Source organism: Curtobacterium sp. AB451 (assembly GCF_050585845.1).
In the GTDB taxonomy this organism is placed as follows: Bacteria; Actinomycetota; Actinomycetes; order Actinomycetales; family Microbacteriaceae; genus Curtobacterium.
Map to the genome: position 1 here is coordinate 402625 of NZ_JBOBQG010000001.1, position 26497 is coordinate 429121.

Sequence of the window (26497 nt, forward strand, 5' to 3'; positions counted from 1 at the left end):
TTGGATGGGGGTTCGGGGAGTCGAGTCAGACTTCGCCGCCACCCGCCCCGACTCCAGCGTCTGCACCGCCATCATACGCCCGGCACTCGCACCGGGAGGGCGACCAGTCCGCGCGCTCGAGCGCGAGGTCGCCGATGGGGTTGACGCCGGGTCCGGCGGCGAGGGCGTGGCCGACGAGGGCGTGCAGGCACTTCACGCGGGTGGGCATGCCACCGGCGCTGATGCCGTCGATCTCGTCGACGTGCTCGATCGACTCGCGATCGGCCAGGTAGGACTCGTGCGCCGCGAGGTACGCGGCCGCGGTGGTGTCGTCCTCGAGCAGGGCTGCCAGCTCCGGCATCACCTGGTTCGCCTCGAGGGTGCTGACCGCAGCGGTGGCCGCGGGGTGGCACAGGTAGTAGAACGTCGGGAACGGGGTGCCGTTCGACAGACGGGGCTTCGTGGAGACGACCGTGGGGTTGCCACAGACGCAGCGTGCCGCGATCCCGATGACGTCACGAGCCGGTCGGCCGAGCTGCGCCGACACGACCTGGACGTCGCGGTCGGAGGGCGGGTCGAAGGGAGGGGTCGTCACGGGAACGTGAGCCTACCGGAGTCCCGCGCGTCGTCCTACTTCGTGTCGCCGGTGCCGGAGACGTCCGGTGCGACGAGCTGCTGCGTAGTCTCGTCGGTGAGCCCGGAGGTGAGCACCGACGACAGCATCGCCTGCAGCCAGTCGACCTTGGGCGTCTGCACGGTGGAGCTCACAGGGGTCCCGGAGTCGGTCGTCGGGCGCCCGTCGTCCTTCTGGTCCTGGTTGCCCATCACGAGGTAACTTTCCTCGCCCGGGTACACGTAGAGGAGCCGGTCCCGAGCCTGCGCCTCGATGTACGCGGGGTCGTCCCAGCGCGCGACGTCCTTCTTCTTCTGGGTGACGTCGGCCTTCTGGCTCGCAACCTCGCGCTGCTGCTGGGCGATCTGCTCCTGCTGCTGGATCAGTGTCCGCAGCGACGGCGCGAGCACGACGACGAAGAGCACGATGATCGCGAGCATGAGCAGGCTGAACCCGGAGAACCGGATCGAGCGGTACCACGGCTGCTCGGACGCGCCGCCCTCGGGCAGCGCCACGGGCACGCGGCGGACACGGGGCTTCTGGCTGGGCACGTTCCGACGATAACCCGCCAGCGGCGTGGGGCGCGGTCGGCACGCGGCCGTTCGGTGCCCTCCCAGCCCGCGGGCCAGGAGGCGCGGCTCGGCCCCGCCCCGCCGCGCACGCCCGGCATCCGGTCGCGCTCACCGCGTACTCGCCCCGGGCGAGCCGTCGACGTCGCACGATCGGCCGCCCGCGTCCGGCCGAGGTCGCACGATCGGCCGCGTGCGTCCGGCCGAGGTCGCACGATCGGCCGCCCACGTCCGGACGAGGCGGCAGGTCGTGCGACCTCGGCGCCCGGACGACGAGACGCCGCCCTCCCCGAGGGGAGGACGGCGTCTCGTGGGAACGCTGGTTACAGCGCGGCCGAACGCGGGAACGCCGAGCGGCCGGCGTAGACCGCCGCGTCGCCGAGCTCTTCCTCGATGCGGAGCAGCTGGTTGTACTTCGCGACGCGGTCCGAGCGGGCCGGGGCGCCGGTCTTGATCTGGCCACCGTCGACCGCGACCGCGATGTCCGCGATCGTCGTGTCCTCGGTCTCGCCGGAACGGTGCGAGAGGATCGAGGTAAGCCCGTGCCGGTGCGCGAGGGACACGGCGTCGAGCGTCTCGGTCAGGGTGCCGATCTGGTTCACCTTGACCAGGATCGAGTTGGCGGCCTTCTCGTCGATGCCGCGCTGCAGACGCTTCGGGTTCGTGACGAACAGGTCGTCGCCGACGATCTGCACCTTGTCGCCGATCTCGGCGGTCAGGTGGCTCCAGCCGGCCCAGTCGTCCTCGGCCAGCGGGTCCTCGATCGTCGCGAGCGGGTAGTCGCGGACGAGGTCGGCGAAGTACGCGGTGAACTCCTCGCCCGAGAGCTGCTTGCCCTCGAACGCGTACTTGCCGTCGTGGAAGAACTCGGTCGAGGCGACGTCGAGGCCCAGCGCGATGTCCTTGCCCGGGGTGAAGCCGGCCTTCTCGATCGCTGCGAGCAGGAAGTCGAGCGCCGCGCGGTTGGACGCGAGCTCCGGCGCGAAGCCGCCCTCGTCGCCGAGGCCGGTCGCGAGGCCCTGCTTCTTCAGTTCGCCCTTGAGCGCGTGGTAGGTCTCGACGCCCCAGCGGAGCGCTTCGGAGAACGACTCGGCGCCGTAGGGCACGAGGAAGAACTCCTGGATGTCGACGTTGGTGTCGGCGTGGGCGCCACCGTTGACGACGTTCATGAGCGGGACCGGCAGCGTGTGCGCGTTCGGGCCGCCGAGGTAGCGGAACAGCGGCAGGTCGGCCGAGTCGGCAGCGGCACGTGCCACCGCGAGCGAGGCGCCGAGGATCGCGTTCGCACCGAGGCGCGACTTGTTCTCGGTGCCGTCGAGCTCGATGAGCGCGGCGTCGACGAGGCGCTGGTCGGTGGCGTCGAAGCCCTCGAGCGCCGGACCGATCTCGTCGAGGACTGCGTCGACCGCCTTGAGGACGCCCTTGCCGCCGTAGCGGGAAGCGTCTCCGTCGCGGAGCTCGTACGCCTCGAACGCGCCGGTGGAGGCACCGGACGGGACGAGCGCGCGCGAGACGACGCCGTCGTCGAGGAGGACCTCGACCTCGACCGTCGGGTTGCCTCGGGAATCGAGGACTTCGCGTGCGCCTACGGCATCGATCTGGGCCACGGGGTACTCCCTACACGTTCGGTTGTGGTGATTGCGGAGTCGATCCTAGCGAGGCGCAGGTGAACACGAGGCGTGCATGACGGGCGACGGTGGAGAACTCACGCCAGGGGACGGAACTCCACACCCTCGAGCGTGTGCGTGTCCACCCCCACGGTGGCGAAGGCGTCGAACCCCTGCGCGACGAGACCGGCGAGCAGGTTCTTCATGTTCTTCGTGCGTCGTTCGAGCCGGACACGACGGTGCCCCGCGAGCGCCTCGGCCTTGAGCGCCGCGAGCCGCACCGGGTCGACGTCCTTGTCGTACACCAGCACGACCGCGTCGGACTCGGCCGACTCGGGGAGGGTCACGAGGTCGACGAGCCGCTCGAAGCCGAGCGAGAACCCGACCGCCGGGACGTCCTGCCCGAGGAACCGGCCGATCATGCCGTCGTAGCGACCGCCGCCGCCGAGGCTGTAGCCGAAGTCGGGGTGCGCGACCTCGAAGATCGTGCCGGTGTAGTAGCCCATGCCACGCACGAGCGTCGGGTCGAAGCGCAGGTCGACGCCCGGGAGCGCGGAACGGAGCTGCTGCAGGTCACCGAACGCCTCGGCGTCCAGCCACGGTGCGCCGTCGACCGCGTCCCAGTCGGCGGTCTCGAGCGTGCGGATGGTGTCGTCGAGCCCGGGCAGGTCGACGCCGACGGTCTCGCGGAGTTCCGCCGCCACACCGTCCGGCCCGATCTTGTCGAGCTTGTCGATCGTGATGAGCGCGCGGTCGGCGACGGCCGGGTCGGTGACACCCCACGAGGCGAGGAGCGCCAGGAGGATCCGTCGGTCGTTGATCCGGATGGTGGTGCCCTCGACGCCGAGCGCGTCGAGGGCCGCCGTCGTCGCCCGGATGAGCTCGATCTCGGCGAGCTGCCCCGGCTCGCCGAGGATGTCGATGTCGCACTGCACGAACTGCCGGTAGCGCCCCTTCTGCGGCCGCTCCGCACGCCAGACCGGAGCGATCTGCACCGACCGGAACACGGACGGCAGCTCGGCGCGGTGCGTCGCGTAGAAGCGGGCGAGGGGCACGGTGAGGTCGAACCGCAGGCCGAGGTCGGCGAGGTCGAGCGGTGATCCGGCGGCGTGGAGGTCCTCGGTGGAGAGCCCACGCTTCATGACGGCGAACGCGAGCTTCTCGTTGTCGCCGCCGAGGCCCGAGTGCAGCCGTGCAGCGTCCTCGACCACCGGCGTCTCGATCTCGTCGAAGCCGTGGTGCGCGTAGACACCCCGGATGACCCCGAGGACGTGCTCGCGCCGGGCCTTGTCTGCCGGGAGGAAGTCACGCATGCCACGGGGAGCCGTCACGGTCGGAGCCATGCGTCGATTCTGGCAGATCGACCCCGCCGACTTGCACACCCGCCGACCTGCTGATATTCTTCATCCAGAACCTCGGTTCGGCAGGTGCCTGATCCACCTGTCGGATCGTTCGCGAGGGCAACGTGCTGCAGTGTGCCCCGCGGTTCGAGCGGGCTGGTCCCTCGGCACCTCTTCCCTGGCGGTGCCGTCCGCCCGCTGGCGGGTGCCCTCCTTTTTTCGGGTTGGGAGGGCACCCGCTCACTCCCCGACGCGTCCCACCGACTCCAACTCCACGACCGCTGCCCGCAGACTCGCGATCGGGTCGATCCCGGCCTCCCGAGCGTCGGCGATCATCGTCAGCACGTCGGTCCCCCACCGCGGGTCCACCAGGTCGACGCCCGTGCCCGAGTCTGCGTTCACGCCCACTTCCGTGCCCGCGCCCGCTTCCGCACCCGCTTCCGGGCCCGCGCCCGCTTCCGCACCCGCGCCCGCTTCCGTGCCCGCGCTCCCGCTCGCGCCCGTCCCAGCGGAGGCGACGACGGACGCGACGACCGTGTCGGCGTCTCCCCGTTCCTCCAGGCGTTCCAGCAGCTTGACCGCCCGTTCCATCGGGGGCATCGCCCGCGGGACCCCGTCGAACACGCTCCGCCGCGAGGACTTCTCGGCCGCCTTGGCCGCGCGCCAGACCCGCACGACGTCCTCGACGGTGTCCGCCCGCTCGTCGCCGAACACGTGCGGGTGTCGGCGCACCATCTTGTCGCGGGCCCCGGCGGCCACGTCCTCGAGGTCGAACGACTCGGCGAGCCCGGCGTGCAGCACCACCTGGTAGAGCACGTCGCCGAGCTCCTCGCGGAGTTCGACCTCGTCGCCGGAGTCGATCGCGTCGACGAGCTCGTACGACTCCTCGACCGCGTAGCGCGCCAGCGACGCATGGGTCTGCGCGCGGTTCCAGACGCAGCCTCCGTCCGGGTCGAGCAGGCGGTCGACGACGGCGACGAGGTCCGAGACGGCGGTCATGCGGTCATCGTGCCACGCACCGCACCGTGGACGCCGCCGGGGCCCACCCGGTATGCTGTACGTGGCGTGTCGGGAAGTCTGGTCGACGGACCATCACCCGACCCCTCTCCGACGGAGCTCCATGCCCGCACTCTTCCGTTCCCCCCGTTTCAGCGCCATCGCGTTGCTCACCGCGGCCGTCCTCGGCCTCGTCGTGGCGAACTCGCCGCTCGGCCCCGGGCTCGAGCACCTCCTGCACGTGCACGCCCCGTGGGGAGCCGTCGGACTCGACCTGTCCGTGTCGCACTGGATCAGCGACGGCCTGCTCGCGGTGTTCTTCCTGCTCGTCGCGATCGAGCTCAAGCACGAGTTGGTCGCCGGCGAACTGTCCAACCCGAAGACGGCGGTCATCCCCGCCATCGCGGCCGTCGGCGGCGTCCTCGTCCCCGCGGGCGTCTACCTCGCGGTCACCGCCGGGACCCCGTACGGTCACGGCTGGCCGATCCCGACCGCGACGGACATCGCCTTCGCGCTCGGCGTCCTCGCGATGTTCGGACGCGGCCTGCCCTCGACGCTCCGGGTGTTCCTGCTGGCGCTGGCGGTGCTCGACGACCTCATCGCGATCATCATCATCGCGGTGGTGTTCGCCCACGACACGAACTTCCTCGCCCTCGCCGGGGCCGTCGTCGTGCTCGCACTCTTCTGGCTGCTCGGCAAGGCCCTGCGCCCCGGGCGTCGCGGTCAGGTCTGGGTCATCACGGGGATGGTCGTGCTCGGCATCGTGACGTGGTGGCTCGTCTACCACTCCGGCGTGCACGCGACGATCGCGGGCGTGGCGCTCGGACTCGTGCTGCCCCGCCGGCCCGGCCACACCCTGCACGAGAACGTCGAGCCGTGGTCGAACGCGATCGTCCTGCCGGTGTTCGCCTTCGCCTCGGCCGCGGTGGTGGTGCCGGCCGTCGGCATCGGCCAGCTCTCCCCCACGTTCTGGGCCGTCGTCCTCGCGCTGCCGGTCGGCAAGGTCATCGGCATCACGCTGTTCGGTGCCGTCGCGACCCGGATCTTCCGCGCGCCGGGCCGCTCGACCCTGTCGTTCTGGTCGATCGTCACGGTGGGGGTGCTCGGCGGGATCGGGTTCACGGTCTCGCTGCTCATGAACGAGCTCGCGTTCGCCCGGAACGAGGAGATCCTCGACGAGGGCGTGCTCGCCGTGCTGGTCGGCTCGGGCATCGCGATCGTGGCGTCCGCCGTGGTGGTCAGCCTGCGCGCGCGGCGGTACCGGGCGCGGAGGGAACTCTCCGAGGCCGAGGCGACCGAGTAGCGGGGCGCCGCGGGCCCGCGGGGCGCCGTCTCGGAACGACATTGTCGCCGTCGTACGACGACCACGATGTCGTTCGTTGCACGCGCGCACCGTTGCACGCGCGCTCAGGCGACGTTGTTGCTGTCGTACGACATCGACGATGTCGCATTGAGTCCACACTGCACGCCCGCACGCACGCAAGCGAGCACGCGACGCGACCGCCGGCGGACGGGAGGCGCGGTGCCAGCCGGCACCGCGCCTCCCGTCCGAGCGGACGCGCCACCAGGGCGCGCTACGCGGCCGGCGTCGACTCCGCCGGCGCCTTCGACGCCCCGTACACGGCGGTCAGGATGCTCTCGACCCACTGGATGAGCGCGTCGTCCGGCAGGGCCTCGCCGTGCGGCTTCGGCAGCGGGATGCTCGCCGCGTCCTGCTGCGGGAACCACCGGGCGCCCGGGAACATCCGCTTGAGCCGCACCTGCGCCGAGTCCGCGAGCTCCTTGCCCGCGACCCGCAGGTTGGAGCCCATGACCACGACGTCGGACAGCCCGACCTGCTGCGCCATCCGGCGGAGGCGCGAGACCTCGACGAGGGTGAGCACGGCCTGCGGCGGCTGCCCGTACCGGTCGGTCAGCTCGTCGAGGACCATGTCGATGCCCTCTGCCTGCGCCGCGGGAGCCGAGGCGGCGGAGAGCTTCTGGTACGCCTCGAGCCGGAGCCGCTCGGACTCGACGTAGTCGTCCGGGATGTGTGCGTCGACGGGGATCTCGAGGCGGAGTTCGGTCTGGCCCTCGGCGACGTCCCCGCGGAACTGCGAGACGGCCTCGCCGATCATGCGCAGGTACAGGTCGAACCCGACGCCCGCGATGTGCCCGGACTGCTCGCCACCGAGCAGGTTGCCCGCGCCGCGGAGCTCGAGGTCCTTCATGGCGACCTGCATGCCCGCACCGAGCTCGTTGTTCGCCGCGATCGTCTCGAGGCGGTCCTGTGCGGTCTCGGACAGGGGCTTGTCGGCGTCGTAGAGGAAGTACGCGTAGCCGCGCTCGCGGCCACGGCCCACGCGACCGCGGAGCTGGTGCAGCTGCGACAGTCCGTACTTGTCGGCCTTGTCGATGATGAGGGTGTTCGCGTTCGCGATGTCGAGGCCGGTCTCGATGATGGTGGTCGAGACGAGGACGTCGAACCGGCGCTCCCAGAAGTCGACCATCACCTGCTCGAGCGTCGACTCGGACATCTGCCCGTGCGCGACGGCGATCCGGGCGTCCGGCACGATCTCGGCGAGGTGCGCGGCGACGGACTGGATGTCCTTCACCCGGTTGTGCACGTAGAACACCTGCCCCTCGCGCAGGAGCTCGCGGCGGATCGCGGCGGCGACCTGCAGGTCGGACTGCGGTCCGACGAAGGTGAGGATCGGGTGGCGGTCCTCGGGCGGGGTCGCGAGGGTGGACATCTCGCGGATGCCGGTCACGGCCATCTCGAGCGACCGCGGGATCGGCGTCGCGGACATCGCGAGCACGTCGACGTTCGTCTTGAGCTTCTTCAGCTGGTCCTTGTGCTCGACGCCGAACCGCTGTTCCTCGTCGATGATCACGAGCCCGACGTCCTTGAACGCGATCCCCTGCGACAGGATCCGGTGGGTGCCGATGACGATGTCGACGGTGCCGTCGGCGAGCCCGGCGATGGTCTCCTTCGACTCCTTCTCGGTCTGGAACCGGCTGAGGGCGCGCAGGTGCACCGGGAAGCCGGCGAAGCGCTCCTGGAAGGTCTCCATGTGCTGGCGGACGAGCAGGGTCGTCGGGACGAGCACGGCGACCTGCTTGCCGTCCTGCACGGCCTTGAACGCTGCGCGGATCGCGACCTCGGTCTTGCCGTAGCCGACGTCGCCGGACAGCAGCCGGTCCATCGGGATCGGGCTCTCCATGTCGCGCTTGATCTCGTCGATGGTGGTGAGCTGGTCGGCGGTCTCGGCGAACGGGAACGCCTCTTCGAGCTCGCGCTGCCACGGGGTGTCCGGGCCGAACGCGTGCCCCTTCGACGCCATGCGCGCCGAGTAGAGCTTGACGAGGTCGACGGCGATGTCGCGGACCGCCTTGCGCGCCTTGCTCTTCGCCGAGGCCCAGTCGGAGCCGCCCATCTTCGACAGCGTCGGGGACTCGCCGCCGACGTACCGCGACAGCTGGTCGAGCTGGTCGGTGGGTACGAAGAGCTTGTCGCCCGGGAACCCGCGCTTCGACGGCGCGTACTCGAGCACGAGGTACTCGCGCTGCGTCTTGACCGCGTTGCGCCCACCGCTCGAGACCTCGCGCGAGACGAGCTCGACGAACTTGCCGATGCCGTGCGTGGCGTGCACGACGACGTCGCCCGGCTTGAGCTGCAGCGGGTCGACGACGTTCTTGCGCCGGCTCGCGAGCTTCTTGACGGTGCGGGCGCCCTGCTGGACGCTGCGCCCGTAGAACTCGGCCTCGCTGATCACGACGATCCGCGGGTCCGGCACGGCGAAGCCCGCCTCGACGGTGGCGGTCGTCACCAGGGCCACACCCGGCTCGGGAGGCGCGGTGACGGCCTCGGCTCGGGCTGCGACACCGGCGTCGGCGAGCACCTGCGCCGCCCGTTCGACCAGTCCCTGGCCCTGGGCGGTCACCACGACGGCCCACCCGTCGTCGGTGAGCTGCTTCACGTGGGCGATCGCACCGTCCGCGCTGCCGGCGAAGCTCGGCACCGCCTCGGCCCGGACGCGGATGTACTCCCCCGCCTCGGCTGCGGCCTCGGCGTCGGTGAGCACCCGGTCGGAGTCGCCCTCGTCGAGCCCGGAGTCGAACGGCGACACCGTCCACCAGGTGCGCTGCCCCCGCCCGTTCTTGAGCTGCTGCACGGTGAGGAAGTTGCCGGCGTCGAGGTCGATCGGCGCCTGGGCACCGGCGACCGCGGCGCTCCACGCGGCCTGCAGGAACTCGGTGTTCGTCTCGGCGAGGCTGTGCGCCCGACCGCTCACCCGCTCGGGCGAGAGGACCGCGACGACCGCGTCGGCCGGCAGGTAGTCGGTGACGGGCACGAGGTCCTGCACGAGGGCCGGGGCGAGGGACTCCATGCCCTCGACCGGGATGCCCTCGGCGATCTTCGCGAGCATCTGGGACAGGTTCGGGAACTCGTGGAGCATCTCGCGCGCCCGCTGCCGGACGTCGTCGCTCAGCAGCAGTTCGCGGGAGGCCGTGAGCTCGACGCGGCCGAGGTCGTCGTCCGTCGTGCGCTGGTCGGCGACGGAGAACGCCTTGATCGCCTCGATCTCGTCGCCGAAGAAGTCGACGCGGACGGGGTGGTCGGCGGTCGGTGGGAAGACGTCGAGGATGCCACCGCGCACGGCGAACTCCCCGCGCCGGGTGACGAGGTCGACCCGGGCGTAGGCCATGTCCACCAGCTGCCCGGCGATCGTGCCGAGGTCGTTGCCGCGGGAGTCGGTCGCGAGGACGATCGGGGCGAGTGAGGTGAGGTTGCCGGCGATGGGCTGCAGCGCCGCGCGGACGCTCGCCACCACCACCGTCGTGCGGCGCTGGGCCGCGGGGGCGTCCTGCCAGGCGGCGAGCTTGCGGAGGGTCGCGATGCGCGTGCCGACGGTCTGCGCGCTCGGGCTGAGCCGTTCGTGCGGCAGGGTCTCCCACGCGGGGAACTCGAGGACCTCGGCATCGGGCAGGTAGCTGCCGACCGACGAGCGGACGGCTTCCGCCTCGCGCCCGGTGGCCGTGATCACGAACAGGCACTGCGGCCCGTTGCGTTCGGCCAGCAGGGCGCCGAGCAGGGGCACGCGCAGGCCGTCGACGACCGAGAAGTCGGCGTCGCGGGGTGCGGCGCGGAGGACGCGATCGAACGCGGAGGCGCGCGAGAGCGCAGGGATGATGCCCGAGATCGTCACTCAGGAGATGGTACCGGCCACGACCGACAGCGCCCGCGTTCTGCGCGAACGGCGAACAGCGGACGGCGAGCGGCGGACGCCCGGAGGCGCCGGTCAGGACGGGGCGTGCACGCGCTGCTGCGCGGCGAGGAGCCCGAGGTCGGCGATCGCCTCGACTGCGTCCGCACCGTCGGCCAGCAGGTTCGGCAGCGTCTTCTTCTCGGTCGGCGAGAAGTCGCGCAGCACGTAGTCGGCCGGGTCCTGGCGCCCCGGGGGACGGCCGATGCCGATCCGCACGCGGGTGAACTCGTTGGTCCCCGTGGCCTTGATGATGTCGCGCAGGCCGTTGTGCCCGCCGTGCCCGCCGCTGCCCTTGAGGCGGACGGTGTCGAACGGCAGGTCCAGCTCGTCGTGCACGACGACGAGGTCGGCCGGGGTGGCGCTGTAGAACCCGAGCACGCTCGAGACCGGGCCACCGGAGGTGTTCATGAACGACCCCGGCTTGGCCAGCACCAGGCGGGGTCCGCCCGGGACCAGGCGCCCTTCGGCGACCTGGTTCGGGGTCTTGTGCTTCTTGAACGTCGCTCCCATGCGGGCGGCGAGTTCGTCGAGGACCATCTGACCGACGTTGTGACGGTTGCCCGCGTAGCCGGGCCCGGGGTTCCCGAGCCCGACCACGACGAGCGTCCTGCCTGTCATCAGCGTCGGCCAGATGTCCGCGAAGGGTGTTACTCGCCGTCGACCGGGGCGGAGCCGCCCTCGGCACCGGCCTCGGCGCCCGCCTCGGCAGCGGCCTCGTCGGCGGCGTCGTCGTCGGCGGTGCCACGCGGGGTGACGATCGCGACGACCAGCGCCTCGCCGTCGGTCTCGAGCTCGGCGCCCTCGGGGAGCTGCAGCTCGGAGGCGTGGATCTGCGCGCCGTCCTCGAGGCCCTCGACGTCGACCACGACGTGCTCGGGGATGGAGGTGGCGAGCACGAGCAGCGAGACCGTGTTGAGGTCCTGCACGTGGATGGTGCCGGAGAAGGACTCGCCCTCGACGACGACGGGCACGTCGACCGTGACCTTCTCGCCGCGGCGGAGGACCACGAGGTCGATGTGCTCGATGATCTGACGCACCGGGTCACGCTGGACGTCCTTGACGAGGGCGAGCTGGGCCGCACCCTCGATGTCGAGGTCGACGACCGCGTTCGCCGTGCGGACGAGCAGCATGGTCTCGTGACCAGGCAGCGTGATGTGCTTCGGCTCGGTGCCGTGGCCGTAGACGACGGCCGGGATCTTGTCGGCGGCGCGGAGCTTGCGGGCAGCGCCCTTGCCGAACTTGGTGCGGACTTCCGCTGCGAGCTTGGTGTAGTCGGCCATGGTGTCTCCTGGTCTCGGGGACGACACCGGGGTGCCGGCATCGTGGGGGTCTGTGGTGTTGCAACTCGAACGCGTGCACGCGTGAGGAACGCTCCCAAGCTGGGCCGGGTCTCCCACCGCGTCGATCACGGCCGCGCGTACGCGGCCCTCGCCGAAGTCAGTCACCGAGTCTAGCAGGACCGATCCGGGCGTGTCGCACCGCGTCCTGGACGTCGGCACAGGAGGACGGGAGGCGCGGTGCGGGCCCGCACCGCGCCTCCCGTCCCGCAGGGGGTGCCGTCAGTGACCGGCCGCCTCGGCGCCCTCCGGCACCTTGAGGAGGGAGAGCACCACGAACGCGAGGACGTAGAGCGCGACGAACGTCCAGACGACGCCGCCGGGGCCGCCCCACGGCAGCACCGCGCTGACGACGGCGTTCCCGAGGAAGGTCGCACCGCCGGCCGCGGTGGCGTACATCGCCATGGCCGCGCCGCGACGCTCCTCGCCGGCGAAGGCGGGGACGATCGCGCCCATCGGGGTGAACCCGGCGAGCATGATGCCGAACACGGTGCCGGCCGCGGTCGCGAGCCAGAAGCCCCACTCGGAGCCGGCCGGCACGAGGTGCGGCACGTACCACCAGGCGAGCAGCCCGATCGCCGAGGCGCCGATGCCGAACCACTTGACCGTGCGGATCCACCCGATGCGGTCACCGAGGGCGCCGAAGAACGCGTTGAACAGGATGTTGCCGGCGTAGACGATCACCGTCATCGTGAGCCACTTCGACTGCCCCCAGCCGAGCTCGGTGCCGATGATCGCGGGCATGATCACGAACATGCCGAACTCCGGCGCGGTGTTCACGAGCCGGATGAGCACCGCCAGCAGGACCTTCGGCCGCTTGATGCAGACCTCGATGCCGGAGGCGATCACCCGGGCGGCGGAGTGCGAGCGCGGTGCGATCCGGCCGAGCCCGGTGGACTCGTGCACGCCGAAGCGGACGATCGCCCACCCGACGACGACGAACACGAGCGACAGGGCCATCGACCACGTCTCGCCGAGCGATCCGCCGCCGAACGCCGGGATGCTGCCGATCGCGATGACGGAGCCGAGCGTCGGCAGCCCGCCGGTGAAGACCACGTAGAACCAGCCGACGGCGGTGGCGTTCCGCTCGCGGGCGACGGTGTGGTTGATCCAGCACAGGAACGAGAACGCGAAGAGCGGGAAGCCGAGGCCGCGCAGGAAGTACGTCAGCGCGATGAGCCCGACCGACGCTGTGGGCAGCGCCGCGAGGAACGCGACCTGGAACACCACCCAGAGGACGGCGCCGATGGTCATCACCCGGCGGGGCCCCCAGAGGTCGGAGAGCACACCGGCGAAGTACGAGGCCACCAGGACGGCGACGCCGTAGATGCCGATGATCATCGCGGCGCTGTCGGTGCCGCCGCTGCCGAGGACGCCGGCGATGTGCGGTGCGATGAAGTTCGACTCGATGCCGTCGCCCGTCATGAAGACGAGGACGCCGAGGAAGCCCCAGCGCAGGGCGTGTGGGATGCCGAGGCGGGCGAGGAGCCCATCGTGTGCCGTCGACGGTTGCGGTGGGGCGGCGGGTCCGGTCGCGGGTTCGGCCGCGGCTCCGGCGGCGGTTCCGGCCGCGGTTCGGTCGGCGGTTCCGGCCGCGGTTCCGTCGGCGGGGACGTGGGTGCCGCTCGGCGGGGTCAGGGTGCTGGTTCGGTTGGTGCGGGGTTCCGACATGCGTCGTCTCTCCTGGATGGCGCCCCGGAGTGCTCGACCCGGCATCGCGGCATGTCTCCGGGGTGCGCCGCGCGCCGCGCACCGACCGTCCGCGCAGGGGCTGCGGGCGGGTGGTGCGTCGGCGATGATGCGAGTCCTGTACCCGGGCCGCCCGGTGCTGCTGCGGGGGTCGTGCCCGGCGGACCATCGCCGGCCCGAAGCATGGTGCCCGAGATTAGACCGCTCCAACGCATCCCGTCAAGAACGACAACTGTTGGGTAACGATGTGGCCCGGGAGGCCGCACGCGGGGTATCGCGGCGTACGCGGTCGTTCCGGGCGTACCCGGTCGATTCTTTCGACCAGGTACGCCCGATCCTGCATTCCACGTCACGCGCCATGGGAAGGAACGTGCAGGTGGCGCCGGGCCGCTCAGTGGCCGAGGCCGCGCCGGTGCTCCTGGGCGGCGTGGAGGACGTCCCGCGCCCGGTCACTCGCCGCCTCCGCCTCGTCGCGCGCCGCTTCGAGCCGGGCGACCTCGGCGTCAGCCCGGTCGAGGGCACGTCGCAGCTCCGAGCGATGTTCCTCTGCGCGTTCGAGGTCGCCCGCTGCTGCGTCGAGCGCGGCGTCGGCGTCGCGCGACTCCGAGCGGGCCGCGGTCTCCGCCTCGCGTGCCGCCTTCCGCTCGGCCGCCAGGTAGCGCTCCGGTTCGGGGTCGCGCTCGGGCTCGGGGGCTGCGTTCGGGTGCGGTACGTCGCGCGAGGCCGTCGCCGTCGGTCGGGAGGCACGATTCCCCTTCCGGGCACCCCTCGCGCTGGTGATGGAGATGGGTGGTGCGTCGCTGCCGGACCAGGCGTCAGGCACGGCGTCCGGATCCGCGAGCGCCCCGTCGAGGTCGACCGCGTCGAAGCCGGCACTCTCGAGCGCACGGACGAGGAGCCCGGAGCGCACGGCGGCACCGGCGTGCGGATCCGCCATCGCCGCCTCGATGGTCGTCCGCACCTGGTCGAGCACGGCCCGGGTCACCGGGTGGCCGGCGTCCGAGGCGAGGTCGGCACCGGCCTGCGCGAGCGCGTCGATGACACTCGCCCGCTGACGCCGGAGCTGCCGGATCACGGCCGGGTCAGCATCCGCCTGGGCCTTGCGGATCGCGGGCCCGAGGTCGACCGCGTCGCCGAGGGCACCCTCGTGCGCCAGCAGGTCGATGACCCACGCGGCGGGTGCGGGCTTCCGGAGCCCGCCGATGGCCGTGGCGAGGGCACGGTCTTCCTTGCGGACCGAGCGCTGACGAGCCGTGCGCTCGGCAACGAAGTCCGCGGGCGCGACGAGGAGCAGTTCCCTCGCCACCTCCGCGAACCCCATGCGGCCCAGCTTGCCCGCTACCAGTCGTGGACGGTGCCGTCGGCGAGGCGGTTGAAGGGCAGGTACGCCTGCTCGTACGGGTACTTGCCGGCCTCGTCGACGTCGAGCGAGACCCCGAGGCCCGGCTCGTCGCCCGGGTGCAGGTAGCCGTCGGTGAAGGTGAACGTCTGCCGGAACACCTGGTTCGTCTTCGGGCCGTGCTGCATGTACTCCTGGATGCCGAAGTTGTGGATCGCCAATCCGAGGTGCATCTGCGCCGCGAGCCCCACCGGCGAGATGTCGGTCGGCCCGTGGAACCCGGACTTGATCTGGTACAGCGCCGCGTAGTCCATCGTCTTCTTCAGCGGGGAGATGCCGCCCATGTGCGTCACGGCACCGCGGACGTAGTCGATGAGCTGGTCGCGGATGATGTCCTTGAAGTCCCAGATCGTGTTGAAGACCTCGCCGATCGCGAGCGGCGTCGTGGTGTGCTGCCGGACGAGCTTCAGGGCTTCCTGGTTCTCGGCCGGGGTGCAGTCCTCGAGCCAGAAGAGGTCGTACGGTTCGAGCGACTTTCCGAGCTTCGCCGCCTGCAGCGGGGTCATCCGGTGGTGACCGTCGTGCAGCAGCGGCAGTTCGGGTCCGAACTCGTTCCGGACGGCCTCGAACACGGTGGGCACGTGCCGCAGGTAAGCCCGGGTGTCCCAGTCCTCCATCGCGGGGAAGGCGCCGCGCTGCGCGGGCTCGAAGTCGTAGCGGACGCCCTCGTTCCCCGAGGTCGTCTTGTTCGACGCGATCCCGTAGATCGACTCGAGGCCGGGCACGCCGGTCTGCACCCGGATCGACCGGTAGCCCTCGGACTGGTGCTCGCGGATGGAGTCGAACAGCTCCGGCAGCTCCTTGCCGGACGCGTGGCCGTACGCCATGAGTCCGGTGCGGGAGGCCCCGCCGAGCAGCTGGTAGACGGGCATCCCCGCGACCTTGCCCTTGATGTCCCAGAGCGCCATGTCGACGGCGGCGATCGCGGCCATCGTGACGGGGCCGCGGCGCCAGTACGACGAGCGGTAGAGGAACTGCCAGGCGTCCTCGATCCGGCTCGCGTCACGACCGACCAGCAGCGGGACCACGTGCTCGGACAGGTACGTGGCGACGGCGAGCTCGCGACCGTTCAGCGTCGCGTCGCCGAGGCCCGTGACCCCGTCGACCGTGGTGATCTTCAGCGTGACGAAGTTGCGGTTCGGGCTCGTGACGATGACCTCGGCGCGGTCGATCAGCTGACCGCGGTCGGCCGACGCCCACGTGTCCGGGCGTCCGGCGGTCGGGTCGGTCGCGGCTGCCGGGTCCGCTGCGCCCGGCACCGGGGCCGCGGGGTTCGTGGTCGTGTCGGTCATGCGGGGACTCCTTCGTCGGCGCCCGTGCGGGCGGGTGTCGTGCCGGCAGCGGCGCGGGCTGCCCGGATGCGGTCGGCCGCCGCGGTGATCGCGGCGACCACGGGAGTGGTGTCGAGGTCGGGGGCGATGACGCGCAGCACGTCGTGCACGTCCGAGTCTGGCCCGGGGGCTCCGACGTCGTCCACGAACTCGGGCTGGTCGGTGCAGTGCAGCCACCACGCGGCGAGGGCCGTGGCGGCTCCGGGGCCGATGCCGTCGGACGGGTCGCGCTCGAGCCGGTGGCGCACCACGTCGACGACGCGGACGGGCAGCTTCTGCGACCCACCGGACACGATCTGCCGCAGGGTGTGCCGGATGCGCGGGTTCCGGAACCGGTCCACCAGGGCATCGCGTGCGGCGGTGACCTCGTCGGCGGGGAGCGGCAGTTCGCGAGCCGCCTCGTCCCACAGCTGGTCGACCGCGGCGCGGCACACCGGGTCGTCCATCGCGGACGCCACGGTCTCGTGGCCGAGCTGCAGGCCGAGGTACGCCAGCAGCGAGTGGGACCCGTTCAGCAGCCAGAGCTTCCGCTGCTCGTACGGCGTGACGTCGTCGACGAGCCGCACGCCCGCGGTCTCCCAGGCGGGACGGTCGATGCCGTCGAAGGCGTCCTCGAGCACCCACTCGGCGAACGGCTCGGTGACCACCGGCACCCGGTCACCGTCGAGCGCACCGGGGAGCCCGGCGAGGTCGCGCAGATCGGCGTCGGTCGTAGCCGGGGTGATCCGGTCGACCATCGAGCTGGGGAACGCGACGTTCGACTCGATCCAGGCACGCAGGCCCTCGTCCCCGACGGCGTCGAGCACCGCCTCGCGGAGGACGTCGCCGTTGTGGGTCAGGTTGTCGAGCGACATCAGCGCGATCCGACCGCCGCCGACGGCGCGCCGGGCATCGAGCCCCGCGACCAACCGCGCGGGGACGTCGGAGCCGGATCGGTAGCCCTGCTCGGTGACCGTCAGCGTCACGAAGGTCGTCTCCGGGGACGCGACCACGTGCCTCCAGGTCGTGTCGTCGCTGCCCGGGTGGGCGGCGACGATCGTGTCGACCACCTCGGCGACGTCGCAGTCGGCCGCCCGGGTGACGAGCGTGTACCGGCAGCCCTGGGCGTTCAGCGCGTCGGCGGTGTCCGGTGACCGTCCGGTGAAGGCGGTGATGCCCCACGGCTCACCGTCCGCGTGCGCCGTGTACGAGGCGAGGTGGGCGCGCGCGAACGCACCCACCCCGAGGTGAACGATGCCGGGTCGGCGATCGGTCATGCCGACACCGGCACGAGGGACCGCAGGTACGCCAGGTTGTCGGCGGTGCGGGCCTCGAGCGGGAGGTCGGTGGAGAAGTCCTCGATCGTGACCCAGCCGTCGTACCCGTGCTGGCGCAGGGCGTCGAGGTAGTCGGCGACGGACGCCTGGCCGGCGCGCAGGGGCGCCCACTCGTTCTGCCAGATCGCGGACCCGTCGGCGCGGGTGTCGCCGGTGTCGACCCACCGGGCGTTCTTCACGTGGGCGTGGGCGAGGTAGGGGCCGAGCAGCTCGAACGCCGCGAGGTGGTCCTCCTGCCCCTCGATGACGAGGTTGCCGAGGTCGTGGATGACGCCGACGTGCGCCGGGTCGAGGCCGTCCACGAGCCGGAGCGCGGCCGACGCCGACGGCGTGATCGTCATGTGGTGCAGCTCGACGAGTGCCTTCACGCCGAGCTCGGTCGCGCGGGAGACGGCCCACTCGAGGTCCGCGCGGGTGCGGTCGAAGATCTGCGGGTAGGTCTCGCCGGTGCGCTCGCGCTCCTGCCGGTAGTGCGGCATGGTGACCCGGACCTGCCGGGCGCCGAGCTCGCTCGTGACCCGGAGCATCGTGTCGACGCCGGCGTGGTCGGACGCCTGCTGGTAGCCGCCGATGCCGGAGTACTCGAGCCCGGCGGCGTCGGTGATCCGGGCGATCTCGCCGACCTGGTCCTCGATGCCGGTGAACTGCCACGTCGACTTGTTGCCGGCCCAGAACGAGCGGCTGGCGGGCACCGTCGCACCGGGTGCGGGACGGTCGTCGACGACGCGCCACTCGATGCCGTCCCAGCCCTGTTCGGCCAGGGTCGACGCGGCCTCAGACGGGGTCCAGTCGGGGGTGGAGGCGGTGAACACGGAGAACTTCATCGGGTGGCTCCTTCTGCTGCGTGGGCGCCGACGACGGGGATGACGTCGTCGTACTTGCCCTCGATCACGTCATCGATGCGGACGGGCTCGCCGAGCGTCGAACTGACGTAGAGGCCGCGGACGGTGGCGAGGGACACGAGGGCGGCGTCGACCGTGACGCCGGGGTCGCGGCCGTCGCGGATCGCGGCGACGATGTCGGTGTACTGCCGTGCGTGGCCCGCGGCGAAGTGGTCGGGTTCGGCCGGGCCGCCGACGACGTGCTCCGGCGGGACGACCTCGTCCTTCTGGTCGACCGCGCCCTCGACCGCGGACGCGTTCGCCGTGGTGGAGGCCGACTCGAGCGTCGCGGTGTCCGGCGCGATGTGGAAGTAGGCCAGCCGGTCGTCGTCGACGATGGCGGACCCGTGCGTGCCGTAGACGGCGTACCGGGCGGAGAGCCCGGGGTAGGCGGCCGTCGTGCAGTGGATGACGCCGAGCGCGCCGCCGGCGAACCGGACGGTGGCGACGGCGGTGTCCTCGACCTCGATCCGGTCGTGCGCGAGCAGGCCGGTCTGCGCCGAGATCTCGACCGGACGGCCGAGTGCCCAGACGAGCAGGTCGACGGTGTGCACGCCCTGGTTCATCACCGCGCCGCCACCGTCGAGCGCCCAGGTGCCGCGCCAGTCGCCGGAGTCGTAGTAGCCCTGCGACCGGTACCAGGCGACGCTCGCGAGGCCCGAGGTCACCGTGCCGAACCCGCCGTCGTGCGCGGCCCGGGCCACGGCTGCCGACGCCGGGTCGAACCGGTGCTGGCTGATGACGCTCGTGACGAGCCCGCGGTCGCGGGCCGAGGCGGCGAGCGCGGCGATCTGCCGGGCGCGGGGCATCGTGGTGTCGAGGGGCTTCTCGATGACGACGTGCTTGCCGGCTGCGAGGGCGGCCTCGGCGAGCTGCACGTGCATGCCGGACGGCGAGCAGATCGCGACGACGTCGATGTCGGTCTGCGCGATCGCCTCCTCGATGGTCGCGGTGGTGACGGGGCGCGTCACGCCCATCGCCTCGATCTCGTCGGCGGCGCTCGTGGCGGCGGCGGGGATCGCGTCGACCAGGGCGACGACCTCGAGGTCGGGGTGGTGGACGGCGACCTTCGCGTGGTGGCGTCCGATGACGCCGGCGCCGACGACGGCCAGCTTGAGCGGGGTTGCTTCGGTCATCGCAGGGTGACTCCGATCTGGTCGGTGAGCTTCCGGAGGGCGCGACCGGCGCGACCGAAGGCCGCGGGGCCGGAGAACCCACCGAGGTGGGTGAAGTCGCTGAGGTGCGGCTCGAGCGAGGCGTAGCCGGAGTACCCGGCGTCGCGCAGCGCGGTGAGGGTCTGCAGCAGTTCGCCGTCGCCCTCGCCCGCGGGGACGACCGACGAGTCGGCGGCCAGGGCGTCCTTGACCTGCAGGTAGTCGACGTACGGCGCGAGCTGCGCCCATCCGTCGGTGAACGGCTTGACGCCGCACTGGACGTAGTTCGCGTTGTCCCAGGCGAGCCGGAGCGCGGGCGAGCCGACGCTCTCGACGATGTCGAGCACCCGCGAGGGGACGTCGCCGTAGATGTCCTTCTCGTTCTCGTGCAGCAGGGTGACCCCTTCGCGCTCGGCGAGGTCGGCGAGCGCCCGCATCCGGACGAGGACGTCGTCACGGACGTCCTCGGGCTGCCGGCCCGCGAAGTAGAAGGAGAAGATCCGGATGTTCGTCGTGCCGAGAGCGTGCGCCGCAGCGATGGCGCGACCGAGTCGTCCGACCTCGTGCTCGACGGGCTCGTCGACCGACACCTTGCCGATCGGCGAGGCGATGGCGGACACGGTCTGCCCGCGTTCCTCGAACAGGCGGTGGAGGCCGGCGAGCTGGTCCTCGTCGAGGTCGACGACGTTCACCCCCCAGGCGCTGCGGACCTCGATGGCGCTGGCGCCGAGCGCCTGCAGCACCGCGACCTGGATCGCCGGGTCGGCGTCGATCTCGTCGCCGAAACCGGAGAGCTCCCAACTGGGCTGGGTCATTGCATTCCCTTCATGGAGGCAGTCTGGAGGCGCGGGGCGGGCTGGCACCGCGCCTCCAGGCAGTCTGTGGACAAGTCGGAAGACTCCACAGCGCTACTTGACGGAACCGGCGGTGAGACCGCCGACGAGGTAGCGCTGGAAGATGAGGTAGAGCGCGACGACCGGCACGGCGCAGACGATCGACGCGGCCATCATCTGGCCGTAGATCGGGACGGCGCCGCCCTCCTGCGTGGTGCCGAGGACCTGCAGGACGACCGCCACCGTCCGCGTGTTCGGGGTCGTCATGATCGTCGAGAACAGGACGTCGTTCCAGCCGAGCAGGAAGGCGAAGATCGCCGACACGACGATGCCGGGCCACGAGAGCGGCAGGACGATCTTGGTGAGGATCTTCGTGCTCGAGGCACCGTCGATGCGGGCCGCTTCCTCGAGCTCCTTCGGCAGGCCACGCAGGTAGGTGACCATCACCCAGGTCGAGAACGGCAGGGCGAACGTCAGGTAGGTGACGAACAGGCCCCAGCGGGTGCCGATGATCTGCACGCCCGTGGCGCTCGCGATGTTCGAGAACACCACGAAGACGGGGAGCAGCAGGAGCGTGCCCGGGATCGACTGCAGCGCGAGCAGTCCACGGAGGATCGTCAACCGCCCGAGGAACCGGAACCGGACGAGGACGTACGCGGTGGACACGGCGAGCGCCGCACTCGCCACGGCGACGGCCCCGGCCGTGAGCATCGAGTTGACGAGGCCCTGCCCGAGCGCGACGGTCGACCAGATCTCGACGTAGTTCGACAGGGTGAACTCCGAGGGGAAGTACTCGCCGCGAGCGACCGCGACGTCGGAGTTGACCGAGCCGAACAGGATGTAGAGCACGGGGACGGCGATGAACGCGATGATGATCGCGATCACGGTCACGAGCAGCCACCGGGGCAGCAGTCGGGTGACGTCGGTGTCGTACGGACGCTTGTGCCGGCGGCCACGGTCCCCGGCGGTGATGCTCTCGGTGAGCGTCGCGGTGGGGCGGGTGCGGGTGGTGGTGAAGGCGCTCATGCTCGGGCTCCGTCGATGTCTGCGGCGGCGGCCGGGGTCGCCGCGGCGAGGGTCGCCCGGTCAGCCCGGCGCTGCCGGCGGTCGGGTCCGGCGTCGTCGCCGGTGTCGAGCTTCACGGCCCGCAGGTAGACGAAGAGCGGGATCGCGACGATCACGAGCGAGCAGATCGCCATCGCGGCGGAGAGCCCGAAGCGGAACGACTGGAAGCTGGCGATGTACGTGAGGACGGGCATCACCTCGACGCTCGACGGCAGCGGGATCCCGAAGAGCACGAACGGCAGGGTGAAGTTGTTGATGTTGTGCAGGATCGAGATGATGATCGCGAGCGAGAGCGGTCCGCGCAGGTACGGGAAGATGATGTAGCGGAGCTTCGCCCACCAGGTCACCCCGTCGAGGGCGGCGGCCTCGTGCACCTCGTTGTCGACCGCCTGCAGTCCGGCGAGCGAGAGCAGGTAGACGAACGGCCAGCTCGTCCAGATCATGACGCCGGCCAGCGCCCAGTACGACGCCGAGCCGTTCAGCCAGAGCACGTCGGTGTGCAGGATCGAGTTGACCACGCCCTGCGGCTGCAGCATCGTGCGGAAGAACGTGCCGACGACGAAGGCGGGGAGCACGTAGGGGACGAGGTAGATCGACCGGACGAGTCCGCGACCCGGGAACCGGTTCTGCGTGGAGATCGCCGCGGCGACGCCGATCGGCACCGTGACCGCGGTGACGAGCACCGAGATGGACACCGAGATCCAGATCGAGTGGAGCAGGGGCGAGTCCGTTAACGCCTCGGCGAAGTTCTGGAACCCGATGAACGGGGCGCTGAACCACTGACGGAGCGTGTACTGGTCGAGGTCGAGCATCGCGATGAAGACGCCCACCAGGAGCGGGACCACGATGACGGCGAGCATGAGGACGCCGCCGGGCAGGAGCATCCAGAGCGGACGCTCCCGCTTGTACAACGGCGTCTTGCCGACGGGGCGGACCTCGTGGGGCCGCGAACGCTTGGCGTCGGGCCGGGTCTGCGTGGCGGTCATCACAGGCCTCCGTTCTTCTGGCGGTTCAGCGTGGACTGGGCGTCCTGCTGCGCGTCCTGCAGACGCTTCCGGAGCTGGTCGTCGGAGACCGAGCCGCTCTTGAGCTGCGGGATGGACTGCACGACGACGTCGACGAGCGACAGCTGGATGTCGGACCAGGCGCCGGTGAAGGCGGTGGGCTTCGAGAGCTTCCCGGCCTCGATGATCGGGGCGAGTTGCGGGTTGTCGGCCGCCAGCTGGGCCGCGGCGTCGGCGTTCGTGGGCAGGTTGCCGAAGAGCCGGTAGTACTCCAATTGCGCCTTCGGCGTGCTGAGCTGCTTGATGAAGTCGAACGACAGGTCCTGCTTCGTGCCGTAGTCCGCGACGACCCAGTTGTCGCCGGAGAGGATGCTCGCGGCCTCGATCCCGTCACTCGGCCGCGACGTCGCTCCCGGGGGCACCGTCGGCAGCAGGGCGAACTCGTACTTGCCGTCGACGGGGGTGTTCGTGAACGAGTTGATCGCCGTGGTCGTCGTCATCGGGAAGAAGGCGGCCTTGCCCTCGGTGAACTGCGCGAGGGCCTGGGCGTTGTTCCACCCGATCGCGGCCTTGTCGACCACGCCGTCCTTCGTGACCCAGTCGAAGTAGGTGCGGTAGGCGTTCTGCACGGCCTTCGTGTCGATCTCGGCCTTGCCGTTCCCCGACACGATGGTGTTGCCGGCGTTCTGCGCCATGCCCCAGATGAACTTCCACGGGTCGAAGCCGTCGGCGTAGGCGATCGCCATGCCGTGCACGTCACCGCTGGTGGTGGCCTTCGCGTCGGCGGTGAGCTCGTCCCACGTCGTCGGCATCCGGGTGATGCCGGCCTTCGCGAGCAGGTCCTTGTTCACGGCCATCACGAACGGCCGGCTGGCGAACGGGATACCGATCTGCTTCGAGGTGCTCGGTCCGGAGATGCCGAAGGACGCGGGGTCGAACTGGTCCTTGCCCCCGACGGCCTTCCACTCCTTCGACCCCATCTCGACGAAGGCGCCGGTGGCGTACGCGGTCGGGGTGAACGTGCTGCCGATCGCGTACACGTCGGGGCCCTGCCCGGAGATGACGCTGGTCTGGATGGCGGTCAGCTCCTCCTGCGCGGAGGAGTACGTCTCCCACTGCACCTTCGCGCCGGTGGTCCGCTGGAACTCGGCGGCGACGTCCTGCTGCCACTGCTTGCGTTCCTTGGGGTACGTGGTGTCCGCGCCCATCATGACGCGGAGGGTGTTGGGGTCGTCGCCGCTGCCGTTGACCACCGCGCATCCCTGGAGGGACAGTGCGGCGAGGGCGACCACGGCCGCGGCACCGATGACGGTGCGGACATGGAGTCTTCGCGTGTTCACGGGGGTTTCCTCCTCGAGACCTCCTCCGGGCGGCACTGCCCGGTGGCACCACTGTCGCGCCACTGGCAACATGCGGCAATCGGTTGCCACTTGTTGCCAGACCGGTTTACGGTCGCTGCACCGGCGCATCGAGGCACCGGCAGACCGCACCGGTGCACCCACGCCCCGGCCCGGACGACGGAGGAACCGTGACCGACACCGACACCGCCCGGCGGGTGACCGTGCGCGAGGCCGACGCCGCCCGGCGGGAGACCGTGCGCGAGGCCGACACCGCTCGGCGGGTGACCATCCGCGACATCGCCGACGCGACCGGCGTCGCCCCCTCCACCGTCTCGCGTGCCCTCTCCCTGCCGGACCGCGTGAACCAGGCGACGCAGCAGCGGATCCAGCGCGTGGCGCGGGAGCTCGGCTACGTGCCGAACTCGCAGGCCCGCGCCCTGACCTCCGGTCGCACCCGTGCGGTGGCCGTGCTCGTGTCGGACATCACGAACCCCTTCTACTTCGACGTCATCCGCGGCACGCAGCACCAGCTCGCCGGCGCGGGGTGGACCCAGCTGCTCGTCGACACCGAGGAGTCCGCCGACGCCGAGATGGCCGCCCTCAGCGCGATCGCGGGCAAGGCCGACGGCGCCGTGCTCACCGCGTCCCGGTTGACCGACGCGCAGATCGCCCGGTTCGCCGAGCGCACGCCGCTCGTCGTCGTGAACCGTCGGCCGGCCGGGGTCCCGTCGGTGCTCATCGACACCCCCGGCGGGGTCGAGCAGGCCGTGCAGCACCTCGTCTCGCTCGGGCACCGGGACGTCCTGTACGTCGCCGGTCCGGACAGCTCGTGGTCGAACGAACGGCGGTGGCGCGCCCTCGTCCGGGTCGCGAAGCGCCTCGGTGTGCGGGTCGCCCGCGTCGGACCGCACGCGCCGTTCGTCGACTCGGGTGCAGCGGCCGCCGACGCCGCCGTGCACGCCGGGGCCACCGCCTGCATCGCCTTCAACGACCTCATCGCCATCGGCATGCTCGCCCGCCTGCGGGAGCGCGGGGTGCGCGTGCCCGAGGACATGAGCATCGTCGGGTGCGACGACATCTTCGGCGCCGACTTCTGCAACCCACCGCTCACCACGATGACCTCGCCGATCGAACGCGCCGGCCGGGTCGCGATCCGGATGCTGCTCGGACGGCTCGGCGCGATCCCCGCCGAGGAACTGCCCGGCGAGCACATGAGCGGTGCGGTCGCGCTCCCGACCCACCTCACCGTCCGCGAGTCCACCGGTCCCGCACCCGTCCCCCACGCGTCCTGAAGGAGTCGACGATGACCCAGACCACCACCGCCACACCGCTCGCCCCGCACCCGGACCGGCTCTTCGCCGCAGAACCGGGAGCGCGAGCGGTCGCCCGCACGGTCTACGACGCCGTCAAGGACGCGCCGATCATCTCGCCGCACGGACACGTCGACGCCACGCTCATCGCGGACGACCAACCGTTCCAGGACCCCGCGTCGCTGCTCATCACCCCGGACCACTACGTCCTGCGGCTCCTGCACGCGAACGGTGTCGGACTGGAGGCGCTGGGTCGCGTCGACCTGTCGGGAACCGGTGCCGTGCCTACCGGTCGCGCCGTCTGGCGGAACCTGGCCGAGCACTGGGACGACTTCCTCGGCACCCCGGTCCGCTACTGGTTCGAGACGGAGCTGCACGACGTCTTCGGCCTGACGGAGCAGCCGTCGGCCGCGAACGCGGACGCCCAGTACGACCACATCGCCGAGCTGCTCACCACGCCCGCGTTCCGTCCCCGCGCCCTGTTCGACGCCTTCGGCATCGAGGTGCTGGCGACCACCGACGACCCGACGGCCGACCTCGCCGCGCACGCGCGGCTCGCCGCCGATCCCACGTTCACCGGCCGGGTGGTCCCCACGTTCCGCGCGGACGCCGTCTTCGACCCGTCGCGGTCGGACTGGAGGCACGTGGTCGCGTCGATCGGCGAGGCCGCCGGCATCGACACGGGGACCCACGACGGGCTGCTGGCGGCACTGCGCGCACGTCGCCAGTACTTCGTCCAGCACGGTGCCACCGCCACCGACACCGGGGTCCTCGACGCCGGGTCGACGCCGCTGTCAGCCTCGGAGCGCTCGCGGATCCACGCGGCCGCGATGCAGGGTCCGTCCGGGGTGACCCCGTCGGAGGCCGTCGCGTACCGGCACGACATGCTCTACCGCTGGGCCGAGATGAGCGTCGAGGACGGTCTCGTCATGCAGCTCCACCCCGGAGTGCTGCGGAACCACCACGCGCCCACGCTCGAGCGCTTCGGACCCGACACCGGGCACGACCTGCCCGCCGTCGGCTCGTTCACCGAGCCCCTGCGTCCCCTGCTCGAGTCCTTCGGCACGGCGCCGGGGTTCCACCTCGTGCTGTTCACCGTCGACGAGACCGTCTTCTCGCGCGAGATCGGGCCCCTCGCCGGCTTCTACCCCGCCGTCTACGCGGGCGCTCCCTGGTGGTTCATCGACACCCCCGCAGCGATCGGCCGCTACCGGGCGGCGATCACCGACTCGGCGTCGTTCACGAAGACCTCGGGGTTCATCGACGACACCCGTGCCTACTGCTCGATCCCCGCGCGGCACGACATGGCCCGACGGGCGGACGCGGCCTACCTGGCGTCGCTCGTGGTGACGCACCAGCTGTCGGAGGAGGACGCGGTGCGGACGGCACGTCGGATCGTGTCGGACATCCCGAAGGCGACGTTCAAGCTCTGAGACGGCGGCTCCGGGCCGCGATGCACGAGGCTCCCCGCTCGGTGCGACGCTC

General features: G+C 71.3%; 21 protein-coding genes. 3 read left to right on the plus strand and 18 right to left on the minus strand.

Translation table 11 applies throughout. The features are described 5' to 3' along the window. Positions 1-25: 25 nt before the first annotated feature. The 5 genes from ACQXVK_RS01850 to ACQXVK_RS01870 form a co-directional block, all read right to left on the minus strand. Complete coding sequence (locus ACQXVK_RS01850; protein ID WP_022906197.1) at positions 26-574, minus strand: DUF501 domain-containing protein; 549 nt, start codon at positions 572-574, stop codon at positions 26-28. A 35-nt stretch (positions 575-609) separates the two neighbouring features. After that, positions 610-1143 carry an FtsB family cell division protein gene (locus ACQXVK_RS01855; RefSeq protein ID WP_031261700.1) on the minus strand — a complete coding sequence of 178 codons (534 nt, stop codon included), beginning with the start codon at positions 1141-1143 and terminating at the stop codon, positions 610-612. 341 nt (positions 1144-1484) lie between these two features. Then, complete coding sequence (gene eno, locus ACQXVK_RS01860) at positions 1485-2768, minus strand: phosphopyruvate hydratase (RefSeq protein ID WP_430852482.1); 1284 nt, start codon at positions 2766-2768, stop codon at positions 1485-1487. A gap of 98 nt (positions 2769-2866) precedes the next feature. Next, entirely contained in the window at positions 2867-4111 is a 1245-nt protein-coding gene (gene hisS / locus ACQXVK_RS01865; RefSeq protein WP_430852483.1) for a histidine--tRNA ligase, read from the minus strand. Positions 4112-4348: 237 nt separating this feature from the next. Further along, on the minus strand, positions 4349-5107 hold the full coding sequence (locus ACQXVK_RS01870) for a MazG family protein (RefSeq protein ID WP_430852484.1): 759 nt from the start codon (positions 5105-5107) through the stop codon (positions 4349-4351). 121 nt (positions 5108-5228) lie between these two features. On the opposite strand from ACQXVK_RS01870, the gene nhaA reads away from it, so the two are divergent. Then, the gene (nhaA, locus tag ACQXVK_RS01875; RefSeq protein WP_430852485.1) at positions 5229-6407 is read left to right on the plus strand and encodes a Na+/H+ antiporter NhaA; all 1179 of its coding nucleotides are present in this window, start codon (positions 5229-5231) and stop codon (positions 6405-6407) included. 271 nt (positions 6408-6678) lie between these two features. Here nhaA and mfd read toward each other — a convergent pair whose 3' ends face one another. The 13 genes from mfd to ACQXVK_RS01940 form a co-directional block, all read right to left on the minus strand. Next, positions 6679-10293 carry a transcription-repair coupling factor gene (gene mfd / locus ACQXVK_RS01880; protein WP_430852486.1) on the minus strand — a complete coding sequence of 1205 codons (3615 nt, stop codon included), beginning with the start codon at positions 10291-10293 and terminating at the stop codon, positions 6679-6681. Positions 10294-10386: 93 nt separating this feature from the next. Continuing rightward, positions 10387-10971, minus strand: coding sequence for an aminoacyl-tRNA hydrolase (gene pth / locus ACQXVK_RS01885; protein ID WP_402264684.1), 585 nt, complete (start codon positions 10969-10971; stop codon positions 10387-10389). Positions 10972-11000: 29 nt separating this feature from the next. Beyond that, positions 11001-11633 (minus strand): 50S ribosomal protein L25/general stress protein Ctc, encoded by a 633-nt coding sequence (locus tag ACQXVK_RS01890; protein ID WP_416394247.1) that lies wholly within the window; start codon positions 11631-11633, stop codon positions 11001-11003. A 279-nt stretch (positions 11634-11912) separates the two neighbouring features. Then, complete coding sequence (locus ACQXVK_RS01895; RefSeq protein WP_430852487.1) at positions 11913-13361, minus strand: RbtT/DalT/CsbX family MFS transporter; 1449 nt, start codon at positions 13359-13361, stop codon at positions 11913-11915. 409 nt (positions 13362-13770) lie between these two features. Beyond that, positions 13771-14700 carry a hypothetical protein gene (locus tag ACQXVK_RS01900; protein WP_430852488.1) on the minus strand — a complete coding sequence of 310 codons (930 nt, stop codon included), beginning with the start codon at positions 14698-14700 and terminating at the stop codon, positions 13771-13773. Between the two features lie 17 nt (positions 14701-14717). After that, positions 14718-16070: a D-mannonate dehydratase ManD gene (gene manD / locus ACQXVK_RS01905; protein ID WP_430852489.1), complete on the minus strand. Its 1353-nt coding sequence runs from the start codon at positions 16068-16070 to the stop codon at positions 14718-14720. After that, the gene (locus ACQXVK_RS01910) at positions 16067-17365 is read right to left on the minus strand and encodes a mannitol dehydrogenase family protein (protein WP_430852490.1); all 1299 of its coding nucleotides are present in this window, start codon (positions 17363-17365) and stop codon (positions 16067-16069) included. The genes manD and ACQXVK_RS01910 overlap by 4 nt, the downstream gene beginning before the upstream one ends. Further along, a complete protein-coding gene (locus ACQXVK_RS01915; RefSeq protein ID WP_430852491.1) occupies positions 17362-18249 on the minus strand; it encodes a sugar phosphate isomerase/epimerase family protein in 888 nt (295 codons plus the stop codon). The genes ACQXVK_RS01910 and ACQXVK_RS01915 overlap by 4 nt, the downstream gene beginning before the upstream one ends. Then, a complete protein-coding gene (locus ACQXVK_RS01920) occupies positions 18246-19442 on the minus strand; it encodes a Gfo/Idh/MocA family oxidoreductase (RefSeq protein ID WP_430852492.1) in 1197 nt (398 codons plus the stop codon). The genes ACQXVK_RS01915 and ACQXVK_RS01920 overlap by 4 nt, the downstream gene beginning before the upstream one ends. Then, positions 19439-20275: a sugar phosphate isomerase/epimerase family protein gene (locus ACQXVK_RS01925; RefSeq protein ID WP_416394260.1), complete on the minus strand. Its 837-nt coding sequence runs from the start codon at positions 20273-20275 to the stop codon at positions 19439-19441. The genes ACQXVK_RS01920 and ACQXVK_RS01925 overlap by 4 nt, the downstream gene beginning before the upstream one ends. Before the next feature lie 93 nt (positions 20276-20368). Then, on the minus strand, positions 20369-21319 hold the full coding sequence (locus ACQXVK_RS01930; RefSeq protein ID WP_416394261.1) for a carbohydrate ABC transporter permease: 951 nt from the start codon (positions 21317-21319) through the stop codon (positions 20369-20371). Continuing rightward, entirely contained in the window at positions 21316-22344 is a 1029-nt protein-coding gene (locus ACQXVK_RS01935; protein ID WP_430852493.1) for a carbohydrate ABC transporter permease, read from the minus strand. The genes ACQXVK_RS01930 and ACQXVK_RS01935 overlap by 4 nt, the downstream gene beginning before the upstream one ends. After that, positions 22344-23702, minus strand: coding sequence for an ABC transporter substrate-binding protein (locus ACQXVK_RS01940; protein ID WP_430852494.1), 1359 nt, complete (start codon positions 23700-23702; stop codon positions 22344-22346). Before ACQXVK_RS01940 ends, ACQXVK_RS01935 begins: the two co-directional genes overlap by 1 nt. Before the next feature lie 254 nt (positions 23703-23956). On the opposite strand from ACQXVK_RS01940, the gene ACQXVK_RS01945 reads away from it, so the two are divergent. Together ACQXVK_RS01945 and uxaC are read left to right on the plus strand one after the other, a co-directional pair. Beyond that, positions 23957-24994: a LacI family DNA-binding transcriptional regulator gene (locus ACQXVK_RS01945; protein ID WP_402265690.1), complete on the plus strand. Its 1038-nt coding sequence runs from the start codon at positions 23957-23959 to the stop codon at positions 24992-24994. Positions 24995-25005: 11 nt separating this feature from the next. Further along, positions 25006-26445, plus strand: a complete 1440-nt coding sequence (gene uxaC / locus ACQXVK_RS01950) for a glucuronate isomerase (RefSeq protein WP_430852495.1) — start codon at positions 25006-25008, stop codon at positions 26443-26445. Positions 26446-26497 lie beyond the last annotated feature (52 nt).

Bases quoted from the DNA above. Each gene is read 5' to 3' on its own strand.
- hisS (WP_430852483.1), bottom strand. From the start codon at position 4,111: ATGGCTCCGACCGTGACGGCTCCCCGTGGCATGCGTGACTTCCTCCCG.
- ACQXVK_RS01930 (WP_416394261.1), bottom strand. From the start codon at position 21,319: ATGAGCGCCTTCACCACCACCCGCACCCGCCCCACCGCGACGCTCACC.
- ACQXVK_RS01900 (WP_430852488.1), bottom strand. From the start codon at position 14,700: ATGGGGTTCGCGGAGGTGGCGAGGGAACTGCTCCTCGTCGCGCCCGCG.
- ACQXVK_RS01895 (WP_430852487.1), bottom strand. From the start codon at position 13,361: ATGTCGGAACCCCGCACCAACCGAACCAGCACCCTGACCCCGCCGAGC.
- ACQXVK_RS01910 (WP_430852490.1), bottom strand. From the start codon at position 17,365: ATGACCGATCGCCGACCCGGCATCGTTCACCTCGGGGTGGGTGCGTTC.
- ACQXVK_RS01925 (WP_416394260.1), bottom strand. From the start codon at position 20,275: ATGACCCAGCCCAGTTGGGAGCTCTCCGGTTTCGGCGACGAGATCGAC.
- uxaC (WP_430852495.1), top strand. From the start codon at position 25,006: ATGACCCAGACCACCACCGCCACACCGCTCGCCCCGCACCCGGACCGG.
- ACQXVK_RS01920 (WP_430852492.1), bottom strand. From the start codon at position 19,442: ATGACCGAAGCAACCCCGCTCAAGCTGGCCGTCGTCGGCGCCGGCGTC.
- ACQXVK_RS01890 (WP_416394247.1), bottom strand. From the start codon at position 11,633: ATGGCCGACTACACCAAGCTCGCAGCGGAAGTCCGCACCAAGTTCGGC.
- nhaA (WP_430852485.1), top strand. From the start codon at position 5,229: ATGCCCGCACTCTTCCGTTCCCCCCGTTTCAGCGCCATCGCGTTGCTC.
- ACQXVK_RS01935 (WP_430852493.1), bottom strand. From the start codon at position 22,344: ATGACCGCCACGCAGACCCGGCCCGACGCCAAGCGTTCGCGGCCCCAC.
- ACQXVK_RS01870 (WP_430852484.1), bottom strand. From the start codon at position 5,107: ATGACCGCCGTCTCGGACCTCGTCGCCGTCGTCGACCGCCTGCTCGAC.
- ACQXVK_RS01915 (WP_430852491.1), bottom strand. From the start codon at position 18,249: ATGAAGTTCTCCGTGTTCACCGCCTCCACCCCCGACTGGACCCCGTCT.
- manD (WP_430852489.1), bottom strand. From the start codon at position 16,070: ATGACCGACACGACCACGAACCCCGCGGCCCCGGTGCCGGGCGCAGCG.
- pth (WP_402264684.1), bottom strand. From the start codon at position 10,971: ATGACAGGCAGGACGCTCGTCGTGGTCGGGCTCGGGAACCCCGGGCCC.